This is a genomic window from Pseudomonas sp. J380 (assembly GCF_009827115.1).
Classification (GTDB): domain Bacteria; phylum Pseudomonadota; class Gammaproteobacteria; order Pseudomonadales; family Pseudomonadaceae; genus Aquipseudomonas; species Aquipseudomonas paracarnis.
In genome coordinates this window covers 2157756-2174146 of sequence record NZ_CP043060.1, presented here as the reverse complement: position 1 = coordinate 2174146, position 16391 = coordinate 2157756, and the positions used below count along the sequence as shown (strand labels likewise).

General features: G+C 60.5%; 18 protein-coding genes. 9 read left to right on the top strand and 9 right to left on the bottom strand.

Going from position 1 to position 16391, the window contains the following annotated elements:
• Positions 1-134: 134 nt before the first annotated feature.
• The gene (locus FXO12_RS09685) at positions 135-668 is read right to left on the bottom strand and encodes a chalcone isomerase family protein (protein ID WP_054899070.1); all 534 of its coding nucleotides are present in this window, start codon (positions 666-668) and stop codon (positions 135-137) included.
• Positions 669-882: 214 nt separating this feature from the next.
• Between FXO12_RS09685 and sthA the strand changes: the two genes are divergently transcribed.
• The gene (sthA, locus tag FXO12_RS09680; protein ID WP_003189670.1) at positions 883-2277 is read left to right on the top strand and encodes a Si-specific NAD(P)(+) transhydrogenase; all 1395 of its coding nucleotides are present in this window, start codon (positions 883-885) and stop codon (positions 2275-2277) included.
• 42 nt (positions 2278-2319) lie between these two features.
• On the opposite strand, the gene FXO12_RS09675 is transcribed toward sthA, so the two are convergent.
• Both FXO12_RS09675 and FXO12_RS09670 read right to left on the bottom strand, forming a co-directional pair.
• Positions 2320-3042, bottom strand: a complete 723-nt coding sequence (locus FXO12_RS09675; RefSeq protein WP_014717518.1) for a glycerophosphodiester phosphodiesterase family protein — start codon at positions 3040-3042, stop codon at positions 2320-2322.
• 44 nt (positions 3043-3086) lie between these two features.
• Complete coding sequence (locus FXO12_RS09670) at positions 3087-3665, bottom strand: PilZ domain-containing protein (protein ID WP_057975695.1); 579 nt, start codon at positions 3663-3665, stop codon at positions 3087-3089.
• Between the two features lie 94 nt (positions 3666-3759).
• Here FXO12_RS09670 and FXO12_RS09665 point away from each other — a divergent pair, with 94 nt between their 5' ends.
• The 3 genes from FXO12_RS09665 to FXO12_RS09655 are packed head-to-tail and all read left to right on the top strand — an operon-like array spanning position 3760 to position 7006.
• Positions 3760-5010, top strand: a complete 1251-nt coding sequence (locus tag FXO12_RS09665) for a lipoprotein-releasing ABC transporter permease subunit (protein ID WP_034126653.1) — start codon at positions 3760-3762, stop codon at positions 5008-5010.
• A gap of 7 nt (positions 5011-5017) precedes the next feature.
• Positions 5018-5701, top strand: coding sequence for a lipoprotein-releasing ABC transporter ATP-binding protein LolD (gene lolD / locus FXO12_RS09660; protein WP_019818240.1), 684 nt, complete (start codon positions 5018-5020; stop codon positions 5699-5701).
• A 60-nt stretch (positions 5702-5761) separates the two neighbouring features.
• A complete protein-coding gene (locus tag FXO12_RS09655; protein ID WP_014717521.1) occupies positions 5762-7006 on the top strand; it encodes a lipoprotein-releasing ABC transporter permease subunit in 1245 nt (414 codons plus the stop codon).
• A gap of 128 nt (positions 7007-7134) precedes the next feature.
• Here FXO12_RS09655 and FXO12_RS09650 read toward each other — a convergent pair whose 3' ends face one another.
• Entirely contained in the window at positions 7135-8484 is a 1350-nt protein-coding gene (locus FXO12_RS09650; RefSeq protein WP_057975696.1) for a heavy metal sensor histidine kinase, read from the bottom strand.
• Positions 8481-9161, bottom strand: coding sequence for a heavy metal response regulator transcription factor (locus tag FXO12_RS09645; protein ID WP_020302902.1), 681 nt, complete (start codon positions 9159-9161; stop codon positions 8481-8483). The genes FXO12_RS09650 and FXO12_RS09645 overlap by 4 nt, the downstream gene beginning before the upstream one ends.
• A 260-nt stretch (positions 9162-9421) precedes the next feature.
• Between FXO12_RS09645 and FXO12_RS09640 the strand changes: the two genes are divergently transcribed.
• Positions 9422-9943: a plastocyanin/azurin family copper-binding protein gene (locus FXO12_RS09640; RefSeq protein WP_057975697.1), complete on the top strand. Its 522-nt coding sequence runs from the start codon at positions 9422-9424 to the stop codon at positions 9941-9943.
• Positions 9944-10009: 66 nt separating this feature from the next.
• On the top strand, positions 10010-10840 hold the full coding sequence (gene queF / locus FXO12_RS09635) for an NADPH-dependent 7-cyano-7-deazaguanine reductase QueF (RefSeq protein WP_057975698.1): 831 nt from the start codon (positions 10010-10012) through the stop codon (positions 10838-10840).
• Positions 10841-10975: 135 nt separating this feature from the next.
• On the opposite strand, the gene FXO12_RS09630 is transcribed toward queF, so the two are convergent.
• A complete protein-coding gene (locus FXO12_RS09630; protein ID WP_057975699.1) occupies positions 10976-11242 on the bottom strand; it encodes a DUF4404 family protein in 267 nt (88 codons plus the stop codon).
• Between the two features lie 111 nt (positions 11243-11353).
• Positions 11354-11962, bottom strand: a complete 609-nt coding sequence (locus tag FXO12_RS09625) for a hypothetical protein (protein ID WP_057975700.1) — start codon at positions 11960-11962, stop codon at positions 11354-11356.
• 195 nt (positions 11963-12157) lie between these two features.
• Between FXO12_RS09625 and FXO12_RS09620 the strand changes: the two genes are divergently transcribed.
• On the top strand, positions 12158-12847 hold the full coding sequence (locus FXO12_RS09620) for a VacJ family lipoprotein (protein WP_003189688.1): 690 nt from the start codon (positions 12158-12160) through the stop codon (positions 12845-12847).
• A 137-nt stretch (positions 12848-12984) separates the two neighbouring features.
• Here FXO12_RS09620 and FXO12_RS09615 read toward each other — a convergent pair whose 3' ends face one another.
• Positions 12985-13281 (bottom strand): PilZ domain-containing protein, encoded by a 297-nt coding sequence (locus FXO12_RS09615; RefSeq protein ID WP_057975701.1) that lies wholly within the window; start codon positions 13279-13281, stop codon positions 12985-12987.
• 276 nt (positions 13282-13557) lie between these two features.
• Here FXO12_RS09615 and rssB point away from each other — a divergent pair, with 276 nt between their 5' ends.
• Positions 13558-14739, top strand: a complete 1182-nt coding sequence (rssB, locus tag FXO12_RS09610) for a two-component system response regulator RssB (protein ID WP_057975702.1) — start codon at positions 13558-13560, stop codon at positions 14737-14739.
• A complete protein-coding gene (gene rssC, locus FXO12_RS09605) occupies positions 14739-15221 on the top strand; it encodes an anti-sigma factor antagonist RssC (RefSeq protein ID WP_003172602.1) in 483 nt (160 codons plus the stop codon). The genes rssB and rssC overlap by 1 nt, the downstream gene beginning before the upstream one ends.
• A gap of 196 nt (positions 15222-15417) precedes the next feature.
• Here rssC and tal read toward each other — a convergent pair whose 3' ends face one another.
• Positions 15418-16344 carry a transaldolase gene (gene tal / locus FXO12_RS09600; RefSeq protein WP_003189693.1) on the bottom strand — a complete coding sequence of 309 codons (927 nt, stop codon included), beginning with the start codon at positions 16342-16344 and terminating at the stop codon, positions 15418-15420.
• Positions 16345-16391: the final 47 nt, after the last annotated feature.

The following is a 16391-nucleotide window of genomic DNA, read 5'->3' as shown; positions in this document are numbered from 1 at the left end:
GGCTTTTTTATGGCCGTGGGTTTTGTGGTGTCTGGGAGGGCCTTATCGCAGGCAAGCCAGCTCCCACAGTTGAACTGCATTTACCTGTGGGAGCTGGCTTGCCTGCGATGACGATGGAACCGTCCACGCCGCCATCACTTGAATAGCGTGTTGCGCAAACTGTCCGACAGCCCTTTGGGCGCCAGCCAGATACCCAGGTAGGCCTTCGCTAATTCAGCGTCCGGGCTGCTGAACACCACCTGCCCATTAATCTCCAGATTCAACCCGCGCCCCGGACGAAAATCCAGGGCGTAGCGATCACCGCTGCGAATATCCCGAAAGCGCGCGTGCAGCTTGGCTATCTCTGGGTTCAACCCGGCATTGGCTTGCTGGCGCTCCAAGGTGACGGTGGCCGCCTTGATCACATCATCGCGGTCAATGTCGCGAAAGTAATACAGCGCCAGGCGCACAGCCTTCTGCTGGTCCCAGGCCTGCTTTGCCGGCAGGTCAGCGGGTGCATACAGCGCGGCGGCATACACCTCCGCCCAGAGATAGTTGAACACCGCCTGGTTTTTCAGGGCCAGCCCCTCGACCTGTGCGGGGAAGCTTGCCTGCTTGAGCCGCTGTGCGTCGTTGGCGTGCGCCGTGAGCGACACCATCAGCATCAAACAGAAAAATAGTTGTCGCATAATGGCTCATCCTGAATTCGGCGCTGATGTGCGTCCTGTAGTATGGCAACACTGGCCTACGACGCGACCAAGGGTTAATGTTCGCGGCGCTCGGCCTTCTATAGACTGTGCCCCGGTTCACACACTTGAGCCAAATTGTCCTTCATGCTCGCTGGCCGCGGCATGATTTAGCCCGGCGTCCAATCGTACGCCTGGCCTGTTCTGAGGAGTACGCATGGCTGTCTACAACTACGACGTGGTGGTACTGGGTTCCGGCCCAGCTGGAGAAGGTGCGGCGATGAACGCTGCCAAAGCAGGGCGCAAGGTGGCGATGGTCGATAGCCGTCGCCAGGTCGGCGGTAACTGCACCCACCTGGGTACCATCCCGTCCAAGGCGTTGCGTCACTCGGTACGGCAGATCATGCAGTTCAATACCAACCCGATGTTCCGGGCCATTGGTGAGCCGCGCTGGTTCTCGTTCCCGGACGTACTGAAAAGCGCTGAAAAAGTCATCTCCAAGCAAGTCGCCTCGCGTACCGGCTACTACGCCCGTAACCGCGTCGACCTGTTCTTCGGCACCGGCAGTTTTGCCGATGAGCAAACCGTCGAAGTGGTCTGCGCCAATGGCGTGGTCGAGAAACTGGTGGCCAAGCACATCATCATCGCCACCGGTTCGCGCCCGTATCGCCCGGCGGACATCGATTTCCACCACCCGCGTATCTACGATAGCGATACCATCCTGAGCCTGGGCCATACCCCGCGCAAACTGATCATCTACGGCGCCGGCGTGATCGGCTGTGAATACGCCTCGATCTTCAGTGGCCTGGGTGTACTGGTCGAGCTGGTGGACAACCGCGACCAGTTGCTCAGCTTCCTCGACTCGGAAATCTCCCAGGCGTTGAGCTACCACTTCAGCAACAACAACATCACCGTGCGCCACAACGAAGAGTACGAGCGGGTCGAAGGCCTGGACAATGGGGTGATCCTGCACCTCAAGTCCGGCAAGAAGATCAAGGCCGACGCCTTGCTGTGGTGCAACGGCCGTACCGGCAACACCGACAAGCTGGGCATGGAAAACATCGGGGTCAAGGTCAACAGCCGTGGCCAGATCGAAGTGGATGAGAACTACCGCACCTGCGTGCCGAACATCTACGGCGCCGGTGACGTGATCGGCTGGCCAAGCCTGGCCAGTGCCGCCCATGACCAGGGCCGCTCGGCCGCTGGCAGCATTGTCGACAATGGCAGCTGGCGCTACGTGAACGACGTGCCGACCGGGATCTACACGATTCCCGAGATCAGCTCGATCGGCAAGAACGAGCACGAACTGACCAAGGCCAAGGTGCCTTACGAAGTGGGCAAGGCGTTCTTCAAGAGCATGGCGCGTGCGCAGATTGCCGGTGAGCCGCAAGGCATGCTGAAAATCCTGTTCCACCGCGAAACCCTGGAAGTACTCGGCGTGCATTGCTTCGGCTACCAGGCCTCGGAGATCGTGCACATCGGCCAGGCGATCATGAACCAGCCAGGTGAGCAAAATACCCTCAAGTATTTCGTCAACACCACCTTCAACTACCCGACCATGGCCGAAGCCTATCGGGTAGCGGCCTACGACGGCCTCAACCGGCTTTTTTGAGCGGCTCCGGCCGGTGGCCTGAGCCGGCCGGGGAGACCGATTTCAGTAATTCTCGAGGGTGGCAGTGGCCAAACCGGGAAAGTCTGTAATCAGGCTATCTACGCCGAAGTCGGCGAGCCTGCGCATCAGCGCAGGTTCGTTGACTGTCCACACGGACACATGCAAGCCCTGGCGCTGGGCTTTTTCCAGCCGCTCGGGGGTGCACAGCGTCCAGTTCAATGCCAAATACTCACAGCCGTAGTTCTGCGCGACCTTCAGCGGGTCGAGCCAGGCATATTCGGCGACCAGCCCGCGTGACAGGTCCGGGGTGAGTTCCACGGCGGCCTTGAGCACTTCCCGCGAGCTTGACGTGACCGTGACCTTGTCCATCAAGCCAAAGCGCACAGCCATTTCGCGAATCGCCAGCACAGTGGTGGCGGCACGGGTACGCGAGGCGCTTTTGACTTCCAGTTGCCAGTGATCGAAGTCGCACTGTTCGAACAACTCCTCCAGGCGTGGAATCGGGCAGGGGCTTACCCAGCCTGGGCCGCCTTTGCGCGCGTCCATTTTCACCAGATCAGCCGCCGAGTACTCGACGACCTTGCCGCGCCGGTCGGTGGTGCGCTTGAGGGTCGGGTCGTGGATGACCATCAACTCGCCGTCCATGGACAGGTGCAAGTCCAGTTCGCAACGACGTACGCCGTGTTTGAGACATTCCTGAAAACTGGTCAGGGTATTTTCCGGTGCTTCGCCTTTGGCACCGCGGTGGCCGTAAATCAGGGTCACAGTTGCTCCTTTGCGCCAGGATGGCTGGCGTCGTGAATACGCATTCAGAGGTCTTCGCTTTGTTCTCGCGCCAGGCGGCGTTCCTGGGCCTGTTTCTGCAGGATATAGCGCGCCAGCAGTTGGCGTTGGGCGTCGGTCATGGACTCGAACTCCGTGCCCACATCAAAGCCGTCGCCCTTGGGGTCGCAATGGGTCACCCGCGCGCGCAGCAACAGGCCGAGCGCCTGGGGCATCAGCACCAGCTTGACCGCCAGGTGAGCGTCGGCGGCCAGCGGTGTCGGGTGCTGGAAGTCGACGCCGCCCTCGGAGAGGATCACCGGTTGCGGCGCACCCACCTCGTTCAGCAAGCCGCGAGCCATGACCTGGCTGAGCAGATCCAGGCGTTTGTTCTGCACTTTGAGGAAGGCCGCCAGGCTGCGGTCTTTCTCGCTGATCTGGCGCAGCAGGTGCTGGGCTTCGAATTCGCTCAAGTGCAGCTCGCTGAGCAGATTGAACAGCGGTGAATCATCCAGCAACACTTCCTTGCTCGCCGCGTCGGGGCCCGACAGGGGTTTGATTTGAAGTGCGATCATGTCGTCGATACGGTAGTATTCGCGGCGCTCTTCTTCATCTAATGTCGACATGGCGAACCCCAGGTAACGGTAATGGTCTGAGTGTAAAGCTGCTGACCAGACCCCGCCACCGGGACGTCTTCTTTTCCTCCGAACAAGCCCCGACATGTTCAGACCTCTCTTCGTATTTATCGGCACGCGTTATACCCGTGCAAAGCGTCGCAATCATTTTGTGTCGTTCATTTCCTTGACCTCGATGATCGGTCTCGCCCTGGGCGTGGTCGTGATGATCGTGGTGCTGTCGGTGATGAATGGCTTCGATCATGAGATGCGCACCCGCGTGCTGGGCATGGTGCCCCACGCGACCATCGAGGGCGATGCGCCCATCAACGACTGGCAAAGCCTGGCCGCCAAGGTCCAGCAGAACCCCAAGGTGGTGGCGGTAGCGCCGTTTACCCAGATGCAGGGGTTGCTCACCAACGACGGCAAAGTGCAGAAGATCCTGCTCAACGGCATCGACCCGGCCCAGGAGCGCAACGTCTCGATCATCGACAAGTTCATGCTGCAAGGTAAGCTCGACGAGCTGTCGCCGGGCAGCTTTGGCATCGTCATCGGTGACAAGGCCGCAGCCAAGCTGGGCGTGGGGGTTGGCGACAAGCTGACCTTCGTCGCCCCGGAAGTCACCGTGACCCCGGCCGGCATGTTCCCGCGCATGAAGCGCTTTACCGTGGTGGGCACCTTCCACGTCGGAGCTGGCGAGATCGACGGTTACATCGGCCTGACCAATCTCACGGACCTGGCCCGCCTGCATCGCTGGCAGCCCGACCAGGTGCAGGGCCTGCGCCTGAAATTCAACGACCTGTTCGATGCGCCGCGCGGCGCCTGGGAAATTGCCCAGCACCTGGGTGAGACCGAGTACTACGCTCGCGACTGGACCCGCACCCACGGCAACCTGTATCAGGCCATCCGCATGGAAAAAGCCATGATCGGCCTGTTGTTGTTGCTGATCGTCGCCGTGGCGGCCTTCAACATCATCTCCACGCTGGTGATGGTGGTGAACGACAAGAAGGGCGACATCGCCATCCTGCGTACGTTGGGCGCCACGCCGGGGCAGATCATGGCGATCTTCATGGTGCAGGGCACCGTGATCGGCGTGGTTGGCACCTTGATCGGCACGGCGGTGGGCATTTTGGCCGCGCTGAACGTCAGCGCCGCCATCGCCCTGCTTGAAAAGGTGATCGGCCACAAGTTTCTCAACGCCGACGTCTACTTCATCGATTACTTGCCGTCCCAGGTGCAAACCCAGGACGTGCTGATGGTGGGCGGCGCTGCGTTGGTCCTGAGCTTCCTTGCCACCCTGTATCCAGCCTGGCGCGCGGCACGTACCCAGCCAGCACAGGCATTACGTTATGAGTGAATCGGGCATGAGTGAAAAAGCAATCCTGAGCTGCCGCAACCTGGGCAAATCCTACGAGGAAGGCCCGGAGTCGGTGGTGGTGCTGTCCAACCTGCAGCTTGAACTGCACCCTGGCGAGCGTGTGGCGATCGTCGGCAGTTCCGGTTCCGGCAAGAGTACCTTGCTCAACCTGCTGGGCGGCCTCGATACGCCGTCCCAGGGCAGCGTATGGCTGGCCGGTGAAGAACTCTCGGCCTTGAATGAAAAGGCCCGCGGCCAACTGCGCAACCGCTCGTTGGGCTTTGTGTACCAGTTCCACCACTTGCTGCCGGAATTCACCGCCCTGGAAAACGTGTGCATGCCGCTGTTGATTGGCAAGACCGCGATTCCTGAAGCGCGTCAGCGTGCCACGGCCTTGCTCGAGCGCGTCGGCCTCGGCCACCGCCTGGAGCACAAGCCAGCGGAGTTGTCCGGTGGTGAGCGCCAGCGCGTGGCGATTGCCCGTGCCCTGGTGAACAACCCCGGCCTGGTGATGCTCGACGAGCCGACCGGCAACCTCGACTCCCACACCGCGCAGGGCATCAAGGACTTGATGCTGGAACTGAGCACCCAGATGCGCACCGCGTTCCTGGTGGTGACCCATGACATGAGCATGGCCCGGCAGATGGACCGCGTACTGCATTTGCAGGAAGGTCATCTGGTCGCTATCTGACCTGTTGCAAGCCCGGTTTTTTGAGGTCGGGCTTTTTCATTTTTCCAACGGTGCCCGCGAATGTTCAGACCGTTATCGATTTTTATCGGCACGCGCTATACCCGCGCCAAGCGCCGCAACCGTTTTGTCTCGTTTATCTCGATGACCTCGATGATCGGCCTCGCCCTGGGCGTATTGGCGATGATCGTAGTGCTTTCGGTGATGAACGGCTTTCAGCGTGAAATGAGCTCGCGCATCCTCGGCATGGTGCCCCACGCCACCATCGTCGGCGTAAAGCCGATTGATGATTGGCAGCCGGTGGCCGCGGCCGCGATGAAGAATCCGCAAGTCACCGCCGCTGTGCCCTTCACCCAGATGGATGGCATGTTTTCCTATAAGGGCGCGATGCAGCCCATCGAGATCAGCGGCGTCGACCCGGCTCAGGAAGGCAAGGTGTCGATCGTGGCCCAGCACATCGTGCGCGGCAAACTCGACGACCTCAAACCCGGCGAGTTCGGGGTGGTGGTCGGTGATATCACTGCACGGCGTTTTCGCCTGAACGTGGGCGACAAACTGACCCTGATCGTGCCGGAACTCAGCAGCGCCCCGGGCGGTATCACCCCGCGCATGCAGCGCCTGAATGTGGTGGGCATCTTCAAGGTCGGCGCCGAACTGGATGGCTCCATGGCCCTGATCCACATGGCCGACGCCGCTGAAATCCAGCATTGGCAGCCCAACCAGGTGCAAAGCGTGCGCCTGGCGGTGAAGGACCTGTATGCAGCGCCCAAAGTCTCGGCAGATATCGCCGCCAGCCTGGGCGCGGCTTATAAGCCGGATGACTGGACCCACACCCAGGGCAGCCTGTTCAGCGCGATGAAAATGGAAAAGACCATGATCGGCCTGCTGCTGCTGATGATCGTCGCCGTGGCCGCGTTCAACATCATCGCCACCTTGATCATGGTGGTGAACGACAAGGGCGCGGACATCGCCATCCTGCGTACCATCGGCGCTACACCTCGGCAGATCATGGCGATCTTCATGGTGCAGGGCACCGTGATTGGCGTGGTCGGCACCTTGATCGGCGGCGTGCTGGGGGTGATTGCGGCCCTGAACGTGAGTGAGCTGGTGGGCTGGCTGGAGCGGGTGAGCGGGCAGCATATCTTCAGTTCGGATGTGTATTTTGTCAGCAACCTGCCTTCGGAGCTGCAAGGTGGGGATGTGTTGCTGATTTGCTCGGCGGGGTTTGTGTTGAGCTTCTTGGCGACGATTTACCCGGCGTATCGGGCGGCGAAGATTGAGCCGGCGCACGCCCTCAGGTATTCGTAACCTGCTCGTTCCCACGCTCCGCGTGGGAATGCCTCACCGGACGCTCCGCGTTCGCTGTTGGGACGCAGAGCGTCCCGGAATGCGTTCCCACGCGGAGCGTGGGAACGATCAGCAAAGCGTGGGAACGATCAGCAGTCGCCATTGGGCAACTTGATCACAAACCTTGTCCAGCCCGCCTGCGACTCACAATAAATCCTCCCGCCATGCGCGCGTACAATCGACTGGGTAATCGCCAACCCCAGCCCCGCATGTTCACTGCTGCCTGCGCGCCTCGACGGGTCGGCTCGGTAGAACCGGTCAAACAGCCTCGGCAGTAACGACGCAGGAATGCCTTCCCCGCTGTTCTCAACCGTCAGTGTCACGCCACTCTTGATCCGCACCCGCACTTCACCGCCCGGTGGGGTAAACCGCAGCGCGTTATCCAGCAGATTCGACAAGGCCCGACGCAACATACCGCGATCGCCCATCGTCTGGGCGGTGCCTTCGCGCACCAGCGTCACCTGTGCGTCCTCCGCCAGCAGGGTAAAGAACTCCAACAGTGCGTCGACCTCATCGCCCAAATCCAGAGCTTCTCGGCTGGGCATCAGCAAGCCGTGGTCAGCTTTGGCCAGGTACAGCATGTCGTTGACCAGTTGCGCCATCCATTGCAGCTCTTCCAGGTTGCTGTGCAGCGCCTCGCGGTAATCCTCCAGCGGGCGTGGCTGGGTGAGGATGACTTGGGTCTGGGTCAGCAAGTTGGACAGCGGTGTGCGCAGTTCGTGGGCAATATCTGCGCTGAAGGCGGACAGGCGCTGGAACGCATCATCGAGGCGGGCCAGCATGGCGTTGACGGCCTGGGCGAGCTCCGCCAGTTCCACCGGCATTTGCGCTTGGGGTAAGCGTTGCGTCAGGGAATGGGCGGAGACGCTGGCAGCCACTTCGCCCATGCGCCGCAGTGGTCGCAAGCCACTGCGTGCAGCCCAGGCGCCGAGCAGGGCAGTGGCCAGGGCCGAGAGGCCGACGGTCAGCCAGATCAAGCGTTGCATGCGTTGCAGAAAGTGCTGGTGGTGGGTGATGTCGAGGATCAGTGTCAGCTGTGGCGAATCGAGTTGGCTGGGCGTCAAGGGTGCGATGAATACGCGGTAGTCGGTGCCTGCGTATTGCAGGCTGTGCAGGCCGGGCGCTTGGGGCAAGGGAAGGTGCGGCGCGCCGTCCAGCCAACGTTGACCCGCCCCGGTGATGCGCAAGGCGAGGTCGGGCTGGTGATCGAGTTCGGCGCGCAGTTGAGGGGTTCGCCGGGCGAGGTCTTCCGGTGAGGCGACACCTTGCAAGGTGCTGCGCAGGGCTACCAGTTTGCTTTCGAGCTGTTGCTGGTCCAGCTCCATGAAGTGCGCCTCGCTGGCCCGGTTGAACAACACTCCGGCGATCAACGAGACCACCGCCGTGCAGGCGGCAAACAGCAGCGCCAGGCGGCTGGTCAGGGACAGGCGCTTGATCACGTGAACCGTTCCTCCAGCACGTAACCCATGCCGCGCACGGTGTGGATCAGCTTATTGGGGAAATTGTCGTCGACTTTCAGGCGCAGGCGGCGAATGGCGACTTCGATGATGTTGGTGTCGCTGTCGAAATTCATGTCCCACACCTGGGAGGCGATCAGCGTCTTGGGCAGCACTTCGCCCTGGCGGCGTAGCAGCAGCTCCAGCAGGGCGAACTCCTTGGCGGTGAGGTCGATGCGCTGGCCGCTGCGCTCGACGCGGCGGCGGATCAAGTCCAGGCTCAGGTCGGCCAGTTGCAGCGTGGTCTCCTGCGGCGTGCTGCTGCCACGGCGCAACAAGGTGCGCACCCGCGCCAGCAGTTCGGAAAAGGCGAAGGGCTTGACCAGGTAATCGTCGGCGCCCAGCTCCAGGCCATGTACTCGGTCTTCTACGGCATCGCGAGCGGTGAGGAACAGCACCGGGATGTCCAGGCCGGCACTGCGCACCGCCTGCAGGATTTGCCAGCCATCGCGGCCGGGCAGCATCACATCGAGGATCAATAAGTCATAGTCGCCCGTCAGCGCCAAGTGCTGGCCACTGGTGCCGTCGGCCACCAGTTCGGTGGTAAAGCCCGCTTCGGCCAGGCCCTGGCGCAGGTAATGACCGGTTTTGGGTTGGTCTTCGACGATCAGCAGTTTCATATCGGGCTCTTGATAGGGGCTATGTAGGAGCGAGCTTGCTCGCGAAAAACGCCAACGGTAACGCGGGCTGTCAGGCTTGACGCGTTGTGCTTAAGCCCTTCGCGAGCAAGCTCGCTCCTACAAAAAACATTGGGCTTTATACCGTGCTCGTCAGGGGATGGGCGCAAGCTGACAAAGTTGTAATCTAGCAGTCAGCTGGCTGGCAGCGAGGCCATCTTAAAGTGTTGCCCAAGCTGGATACCTATTTTGGAGAGTGAAAGATGGCGTTGCGTACACCTCTGTTATTGGCAGGCTGCCTGCTGGCGTTGAGTTTCAATGCCCTGGCAGATGCGACTCACACCTACGCGTTCGGCCAGCCGGCCCCGGCGGATAAAGCCACGCGCACCGTTGAAGTCACGCTGCGGGACATTGCCTTTGAGCCCAAGTCCCTGGACGTCAAGGCCGGTGAAACCGTGCGCTTTGTGCTGGTCAACAAAGGCCAGTTGCTGCATGAGTTCAACCTGGGAGACGCGGCCATGCATGCCGCCCACCAGAAAGAGATGTTGCAGATGCAAGCCAGTGGCATGCTCACCGCCACCGGTATGGGCAAGATGGATCACAGCGCCATGGGCCACGGCGACATGGGCGGCATGAAGCACGACGATCCCAACAGTGTGTTGGTGGAGCCGGGCAAGACGGCCGAACTGACCTGGACGTTCAAGCAGGCCACAGGCCTTGAGTTTGCCTGCAACCTGCCCGGGCATTACCAGGCGGGCATGGTGGGCAAACTGACCGTTGAGTGAGGCGTTTGTTAAGGGCGGGAGCAAAGGCTGGTAGACTGGCGCGGTTTATTTAGCCAGGTTTCCGCCATGCATCCCGCAGCCGAACATTCGCCGCTGGGCAAGTCCAGTGAATACATCAGCACCTACACGCCTTCGTTGCTGTTTCCGATTCCACGCGCCGCCAAGTGGGCCGAGCTGGGCCTGAGCGCCGAGACCCTGCCGTACAAGGGCGTGGATTTCTGGAACTGCTTCGAACTGTCCTGGTTGTTGCCCTCGGGCAAGCCGGTGGTGGCCATCGGTGAGTTCAGCATTCCGGCCGACTCGCCGAACATCATCGAGTCCAAGTCGTTCAAGCTGTACCTCAACTCGCTGAACCAGACCGCGTTTGCCGAGACGCAAAGCCTTGAAGCCACCTTGCGCACCGACCTCAGCTTTTCGGCCGGCAAGCCCGTGAGCGTGCGCATTCGCAGCCTGGCCGACATCGAGGCAGAAGGCGTGATGGCGTTGCCGGGCGTGTGCATTGACGGCCTGGATATCAACGTCAGCAGCTACGAACACCCACGCCCGGAACTGCTGCGTTGCGATGATTCGCGCGTGGTGGAGGAGAGCGTGCACAGCCACCTGCTCAAATCCAATTGCCCGGTGACCAGCCAGCCTGACTGGGGCAGCGTGGTGGTGGAATACCGTGGTGCGGCGCTGGATCACGCCAGCCTGCTGGAATATATCGTCAGCTTTCGCCAGCACTCGGACTTTCATGAACAGTGTGTGGAGCGGATCTTCCTGGACTTGCAGCGCTTGCTCAAGCCGGAGAAGTTGACCGTGTATGCACGGTATGTGCGTCGGGGTGGGTTGGATATCAATCCGTATCGCAGCACTGAGAACACCCAGTTCCTGAACGTGCGGCTGGCGCGTCAGTAAGCCTTCATACAAAAAACTGTGGGAGCTGGGTTGCCTGCGATTGCGATCTTTCAGTCCTTCATCAAGTGACTGATACACCGCTATCGCCGGCAAGCCAGCTCCCACATTTGCTTTTGTGTTTGGCTTGGGCTCGGGTTAGATGCCGATATTGCCAAGGGTCAGCACGATATTGCGCAACGTCCCGGCAATGCCTGGATGGTCCAGTTCAAAACCTTCCACTGCCCGGTTCACATCGTCAGCGATGCTGGGCGTCTGGGTGGCCGGTTCCATTTTCAGCTGGACTTCGAATTTGGCGATCAACTCTTCCAATGCTTGACGTTTCTCGGCGGGCAACTCGGGATGGTTCTCAAGTTGCTCACGCACAATATCGGCCTGCTGTTGTAACTTCTCGCGATCAGGCATGACGTTCTTTCCTTTTATCGATAGGCACTGGCATAGACCGCGGCACGCCGTGAAAGGTCTACGGGCTGACCTGTAGATTAATCCACTGGGGCCAACTGTGCATGATCTCGATCAGGGCTTCTCGCCCTTGAGCTGGCGCAGGCGGATGTCGGCCAGGCAGGTGCCGAGTTCGCCGAGATGGTCGATCACCGAGTGCACACCCAGGCCATAGAGCGCCACCGTGGCCTTGCCGCGCTTGTGTTCGCGTTGCTGCTCGGTCAGCGCCTGCCATTGCCGGGGCGACAGGCCGCAGAGCGAACCGCAGGAGGCCAGGCCGATGGTCCACAAACCGGCATTCAGGCCCGATTGCAGCAGACGCGGCTCACCGCTGACCAGTACGCAGCCTTCCAGACGTTCGATGTTCAACTCCATCAGCGCTTGCCAGCAGGCGTGGGGCGCAGGCCAGCGAATGGAGGAGGGCGAGGCGGCCTTGAGCCAGCCAGGCAGGCCGGCGCAGAGTGGCGCGGTCACGGCGGGAGGCAGTTCGTCCAGCCAGGCGCAGGGCACGCCTTGTTCTTTGAGACTGCGCAGGATTTTCAATGCGCCTGGCGTGGCCTCGGCGTCGGCGCAAGGTGAGTCGCTGCGCGCCAGGGAACCAAAATCCACCAGGCAGCCACTCAGGCCAAATAACACGGCGGTCAATGAGGGGGCGGCGGCGACGGCAATCTCGGCGTGTGGCATCTGAACGTCCCTGAAATAGCTGCCACGCTATCGGGGCGGCATGACAAGGGGATGACACTGTCGGTATTTGTAGGAATTTTGTGCATTTTCCCTAAGACGATTCTAGGTAGCTGCCTAAATCGACACTTCCGTCATATACTGACAGCCTTATTCAGGGCATAGCGCCCATGACAGACCATTCAAGGAGCAAAAGCTATGCGCTGGAGCCAGTACTTCGCTCAGCTATCGGTGTGTGCCACCATCCTGTTGGCACCGTTCGCTGCCCAGGCGGCCTCGGAAGATGACCCATGGGAAAGCGTCAACCGCCCCATCTTCACCTTCAACGATACCGTTGATACTTATGCCCTCAAGCCAATCGCCCAGGGCTATCAGTTCGTCACCCCACAATTTGTGCAGGACGGCGTTCACAACTTCTTCCGCAACATCGGTGATGTCGGCAACCTGGCCAACAACGTGCTGCAACTCAAGCCGCACAATGCAGGCGTCGACACCGCCCGCCTGTTGGTCAACACCACATTTGGCGTACTGGGCTTTATCGACGTCGGCACCAAAATGGGGCTGCAGCGCAGCGACGAAGACTTCGGCCAGACCCTGGGCTACTGGGGCGTGGGCAGTGGGCCGTACGTGATGATCCCGTTGCTGGGCCCAAGCACCTTGCGTGATGCGCCGTCCAAATACGTCGACAGCTACACCCAACCGTACCGCTACATGAACGATATCGGCTGGCGTAACAGCACCTTCGGCCTCAACGTCGTTGACGTGCGCGCCAGCCTGCTCGACAGCGAGAAGCTGATCAGCGGCGACAAGTACACCTTCATTCGTAACGCTTACCTGCAGAACCGCGAGTTCAAGGTCAAGGACGGCAAGGTCGTTGACGACTTTTAAGCTGTGACGTTTTGAAATGAAAAAGGCGACCTTTGTAAGGTCGCCTTTTTTGTGCGCGCTGATCGTTCCCCACGCTCCGCGTGGGAATGCATCCCGTGACGCTCCGCGTCACCTTTGCGCAGGGGCGGGATGTTGCGTTAGCGCATTTTCAGAATCTTGAGGCCCAGATGCTGGTCATCGCCTACCGCCTTGGCCCACACCACCTCGGTATCCGCCTCAAGACCCCTGAGCGCGGCGTGCTCTGAATCAATGCGCACGGTCAGCAGGTCGCCCACAGTGAACTGGCGAGGTGCCTGCACCTGCATGCCGGAACTGGAGAGGTCCACGCAGGTGCCGGCAATCTCCTGCCCGGCATGGATCAAAGACACATCGGCATCTATTCGCATGCGGATGAAATCGCGTTTTTCGGCGTAGTCGCTCTCGTGTTCGCTCACAGCATCCATCCTTACTTTGCGTTGTGGTTGTGAGGGTTCTTATAACTCCGGGTGATTTGCGGTGTAAAGACGCCCGGCGACCATCGGCATGAGCTTGAAACCCCTCACGGATGGGAGTACCGTCTGCGCCTTAGAAGGGCACCTCTGCTTTACCGTTGTGCATGGGCCAAATCCCATTGCTTTGTAGGACAGAGAGGCTAGAAAGCGAATCCAGTACGTGAGCCCGGCCATTGCCGAGCCGCCTACGCCAACCTAATTCTGGCGCCGTTTGCCCACATGCAAAAAACCAGTGCCACGCTGCTGATTATCGATGACGACGAAGTAGTGCGCGCGAGCCTCGCGGCCTACTTGGAAGACAGTGGCTTCAGCGTCCTGCAGGCCAGTAATGGCCAACAGGGTCTCCAGGTATTCGAGCGCGACAAGCCCGACCTTGTGATCTGCGACCTGCGCATGCCCCAGATGGGCGGCCTGGAGCTGATTCGCCAGGTGACCGACCTTGCCCCGCAAACGCCGGTGATTGTCGTGTCCGGTGCCGGTGTCATGAACGATGCCGTTGAAGCCTTGCGCCTGGGCGCCGCCGATTACCTGATCAAGCCCCTGGAAGACCTGGCCGTGCTGGAGCACTCGGTGCGCCGCGCTCTGGACCGTGCACGCCTGCTCGTGGAAAACCAGCGCTACCGCGAAAAGCTCGAGACCGCCAACCGCGAGCTCGAAGCCAGCTTGAACCTGCTGCAGGAAGACCAGAACGCCGGGCGCCAGGTGCAGATGAACATGCTGCCGGTGAGCCCCTGGACGATTGACGAGTTCAAGTTTGCCCACCAGATCATCCCGTCGTTGTACCTGTCGGGTGATTTTGTCGACTATTTCCGTGTCGATGAGCGCCGTGTGGCGTTCTACCTGGCCGACGTTTCCGGCCACGGCGCGTCTTCCGCGTTTGTTACCGTGTTGTTGAAGTTCATGACCACACGGCTGTTGTTCGAGTCCAAGCGCAACGGCACCTTGCCGGAGTTCACCCCCTCCGAGGTGCTGGGCCACATCAACCGGGGCCTGATCAGCTGCAAGCTGGGCAAGCACGTGACGATGGTCGGCGGCGTGATCGACGAAGAAACCGGTCTTTTGACCTACAGCATTGGCGGTCACCTGCCGATGCCTGTTTTGTACACTCCTGACAGTGTGCGCTACCTGGAAGGGCGTGGCCTGCCCGTAGGCTTGTTTAACGAAGCCACCTACGAAGACCACATCCTGGAACTGCCGCCGACCTTCAGCCTGACGCTGATGTCTGACGGTATTCTGGACCTTCTTCCAGAGCCTACACTCAAAGAGAAAGAAGCCGCCTTGCCCCAAAAGGTCAAGTCGGCGGGCGGCAGCCTGGATGGCCTGCGGCAGGTTTTTGGATTGGCCACGCTAGGGGAGATGCCGGATGATATCGCCCTATTGGTGTTGAGCAGGAATCTTTGATGAGTACCGGAAGAATCCAATTCGCCGAGCAAGACGGGACCTTCGTCCTGAAGTTTGTCGGTGAAGTGCGCCTGACCTTGTGTTCGGCCCTGGATGCGACGATCGAGCGGATCTTCACTGCGCTGAACTTCTCGGCGATCGTGATCGACCTGACCGAAACGCGCAGTATCGATAGCACCACCCTGGGCCTGTTGGCCAAATTGTCCATTCTGTCTCGGCAGAAGGTCGGCCTATTGCCGACCGTGGTCACCACCCACGAAGACATCACCCGTCTGTTGCAATCCATGGGCTTTGACCAGGTGTTCAACATCGTTGACCGCCCCATCCCGTGCCCTGAGTGCCTGACCGACCTGCCGTCCCAGGACCAGTCCGAGGAAGTGGTGCGGGTCAAGGTGCTGGAAGCGCACAAAATCCTGATGGGCTTGAATGAGTCCAACCGCGAAGCCTTCCACGACCTCGTCAACGCCCTCGAGCGGCACTGACGGCCTCCCTGCCCAAACACACACAGTCCAATGTGGGAGCTGGCTTGCCTGCGATTACGCAGTGTCAGTCGATGACGTGTTGGCTGGCCCACCGCTATCGCAGGCAAGCCAGCTCCCACATCGGACGGCGGTGACACCGACGCACAAAAAAGGGCGACACCCTCACAGGTGCCGCCCTTTTTGCTGCTATCTGCTTTTACAGCTTGGCCGACAACAACGCCTCCAGTTTCTCCTGGTCCCGAGCAAACTGACGAATCCCCTCCGCCAGCTTCTCAGTCGCCATCGCGTCCTCGTTGGACTCCCAACGGAACTGCGCTTCAGTCATATGCACACGGGCCTCACCGGCATGGCCTGGCGCCAATTTGCGCTCCAGCTTGCCTTCATCGGCTGCCAGCTTCTCCAACAGGTCCGGGCTGATGGTCAGGCGATCACAACCGGCCAGTTCCTCGATCTGGCTGAGGTTACGGAAGCTCGCACCCATCACTACTGTTTTGTAGCCGTTAGCCTTGTAGTAGTTATAGATGCGCGTCACCGACTGCACGCCCGGGTCATCGGAACCGGTGTAGTCGTTGCCGTTGGCCTTCTTGTACCAGTCGTAGATACGGCCCACGAACGGCGAAATCAAAAACACACCCGCTTCCGCACAGGCAACGGCCTGGGCGAAGGAGAACAGCAGCGTCAGGTTGGTCTGGATGCCTTCTTTTTCCAGCTTCTCGGCTGCGCGGATGCCTTCCCAGGTGGAGGCGATCTTGATCAGCACGCGGTCGCGGCTGACGCCGGCTTTGTCGTACAGGTCGATCAGACGGTGCGCACGCTTGAGAATAGCGGCCTCGTCGAACGACAGGCGCGCATCCACCTCAGTGGAAATACGGCCCGGCACTACTTTGAGAATTTCTTGACCCACCGCCACCGCAAAGCGGTCACTGGCCAGGCCCACATCGCCGTTGCAGTCCTGCACGCACTCATCCAGCAGCTTGGCATAGCCAGGGATCGACGCAGCCTTGAGCAGCAGGGAAGGGTTGGTGGTAGCGTCTTGTGGCTTGAGCTTGGCGAGAGTGGAAAAATCGCCGGTATCGGCTACGACGGTGGTGAATTGCTTGAGTTGTTCCAGCTTGGAAGTCATGGGCGTGCTCTGTCCTGTGGGTCTAGTGACATTACCCGAGCGCTGGC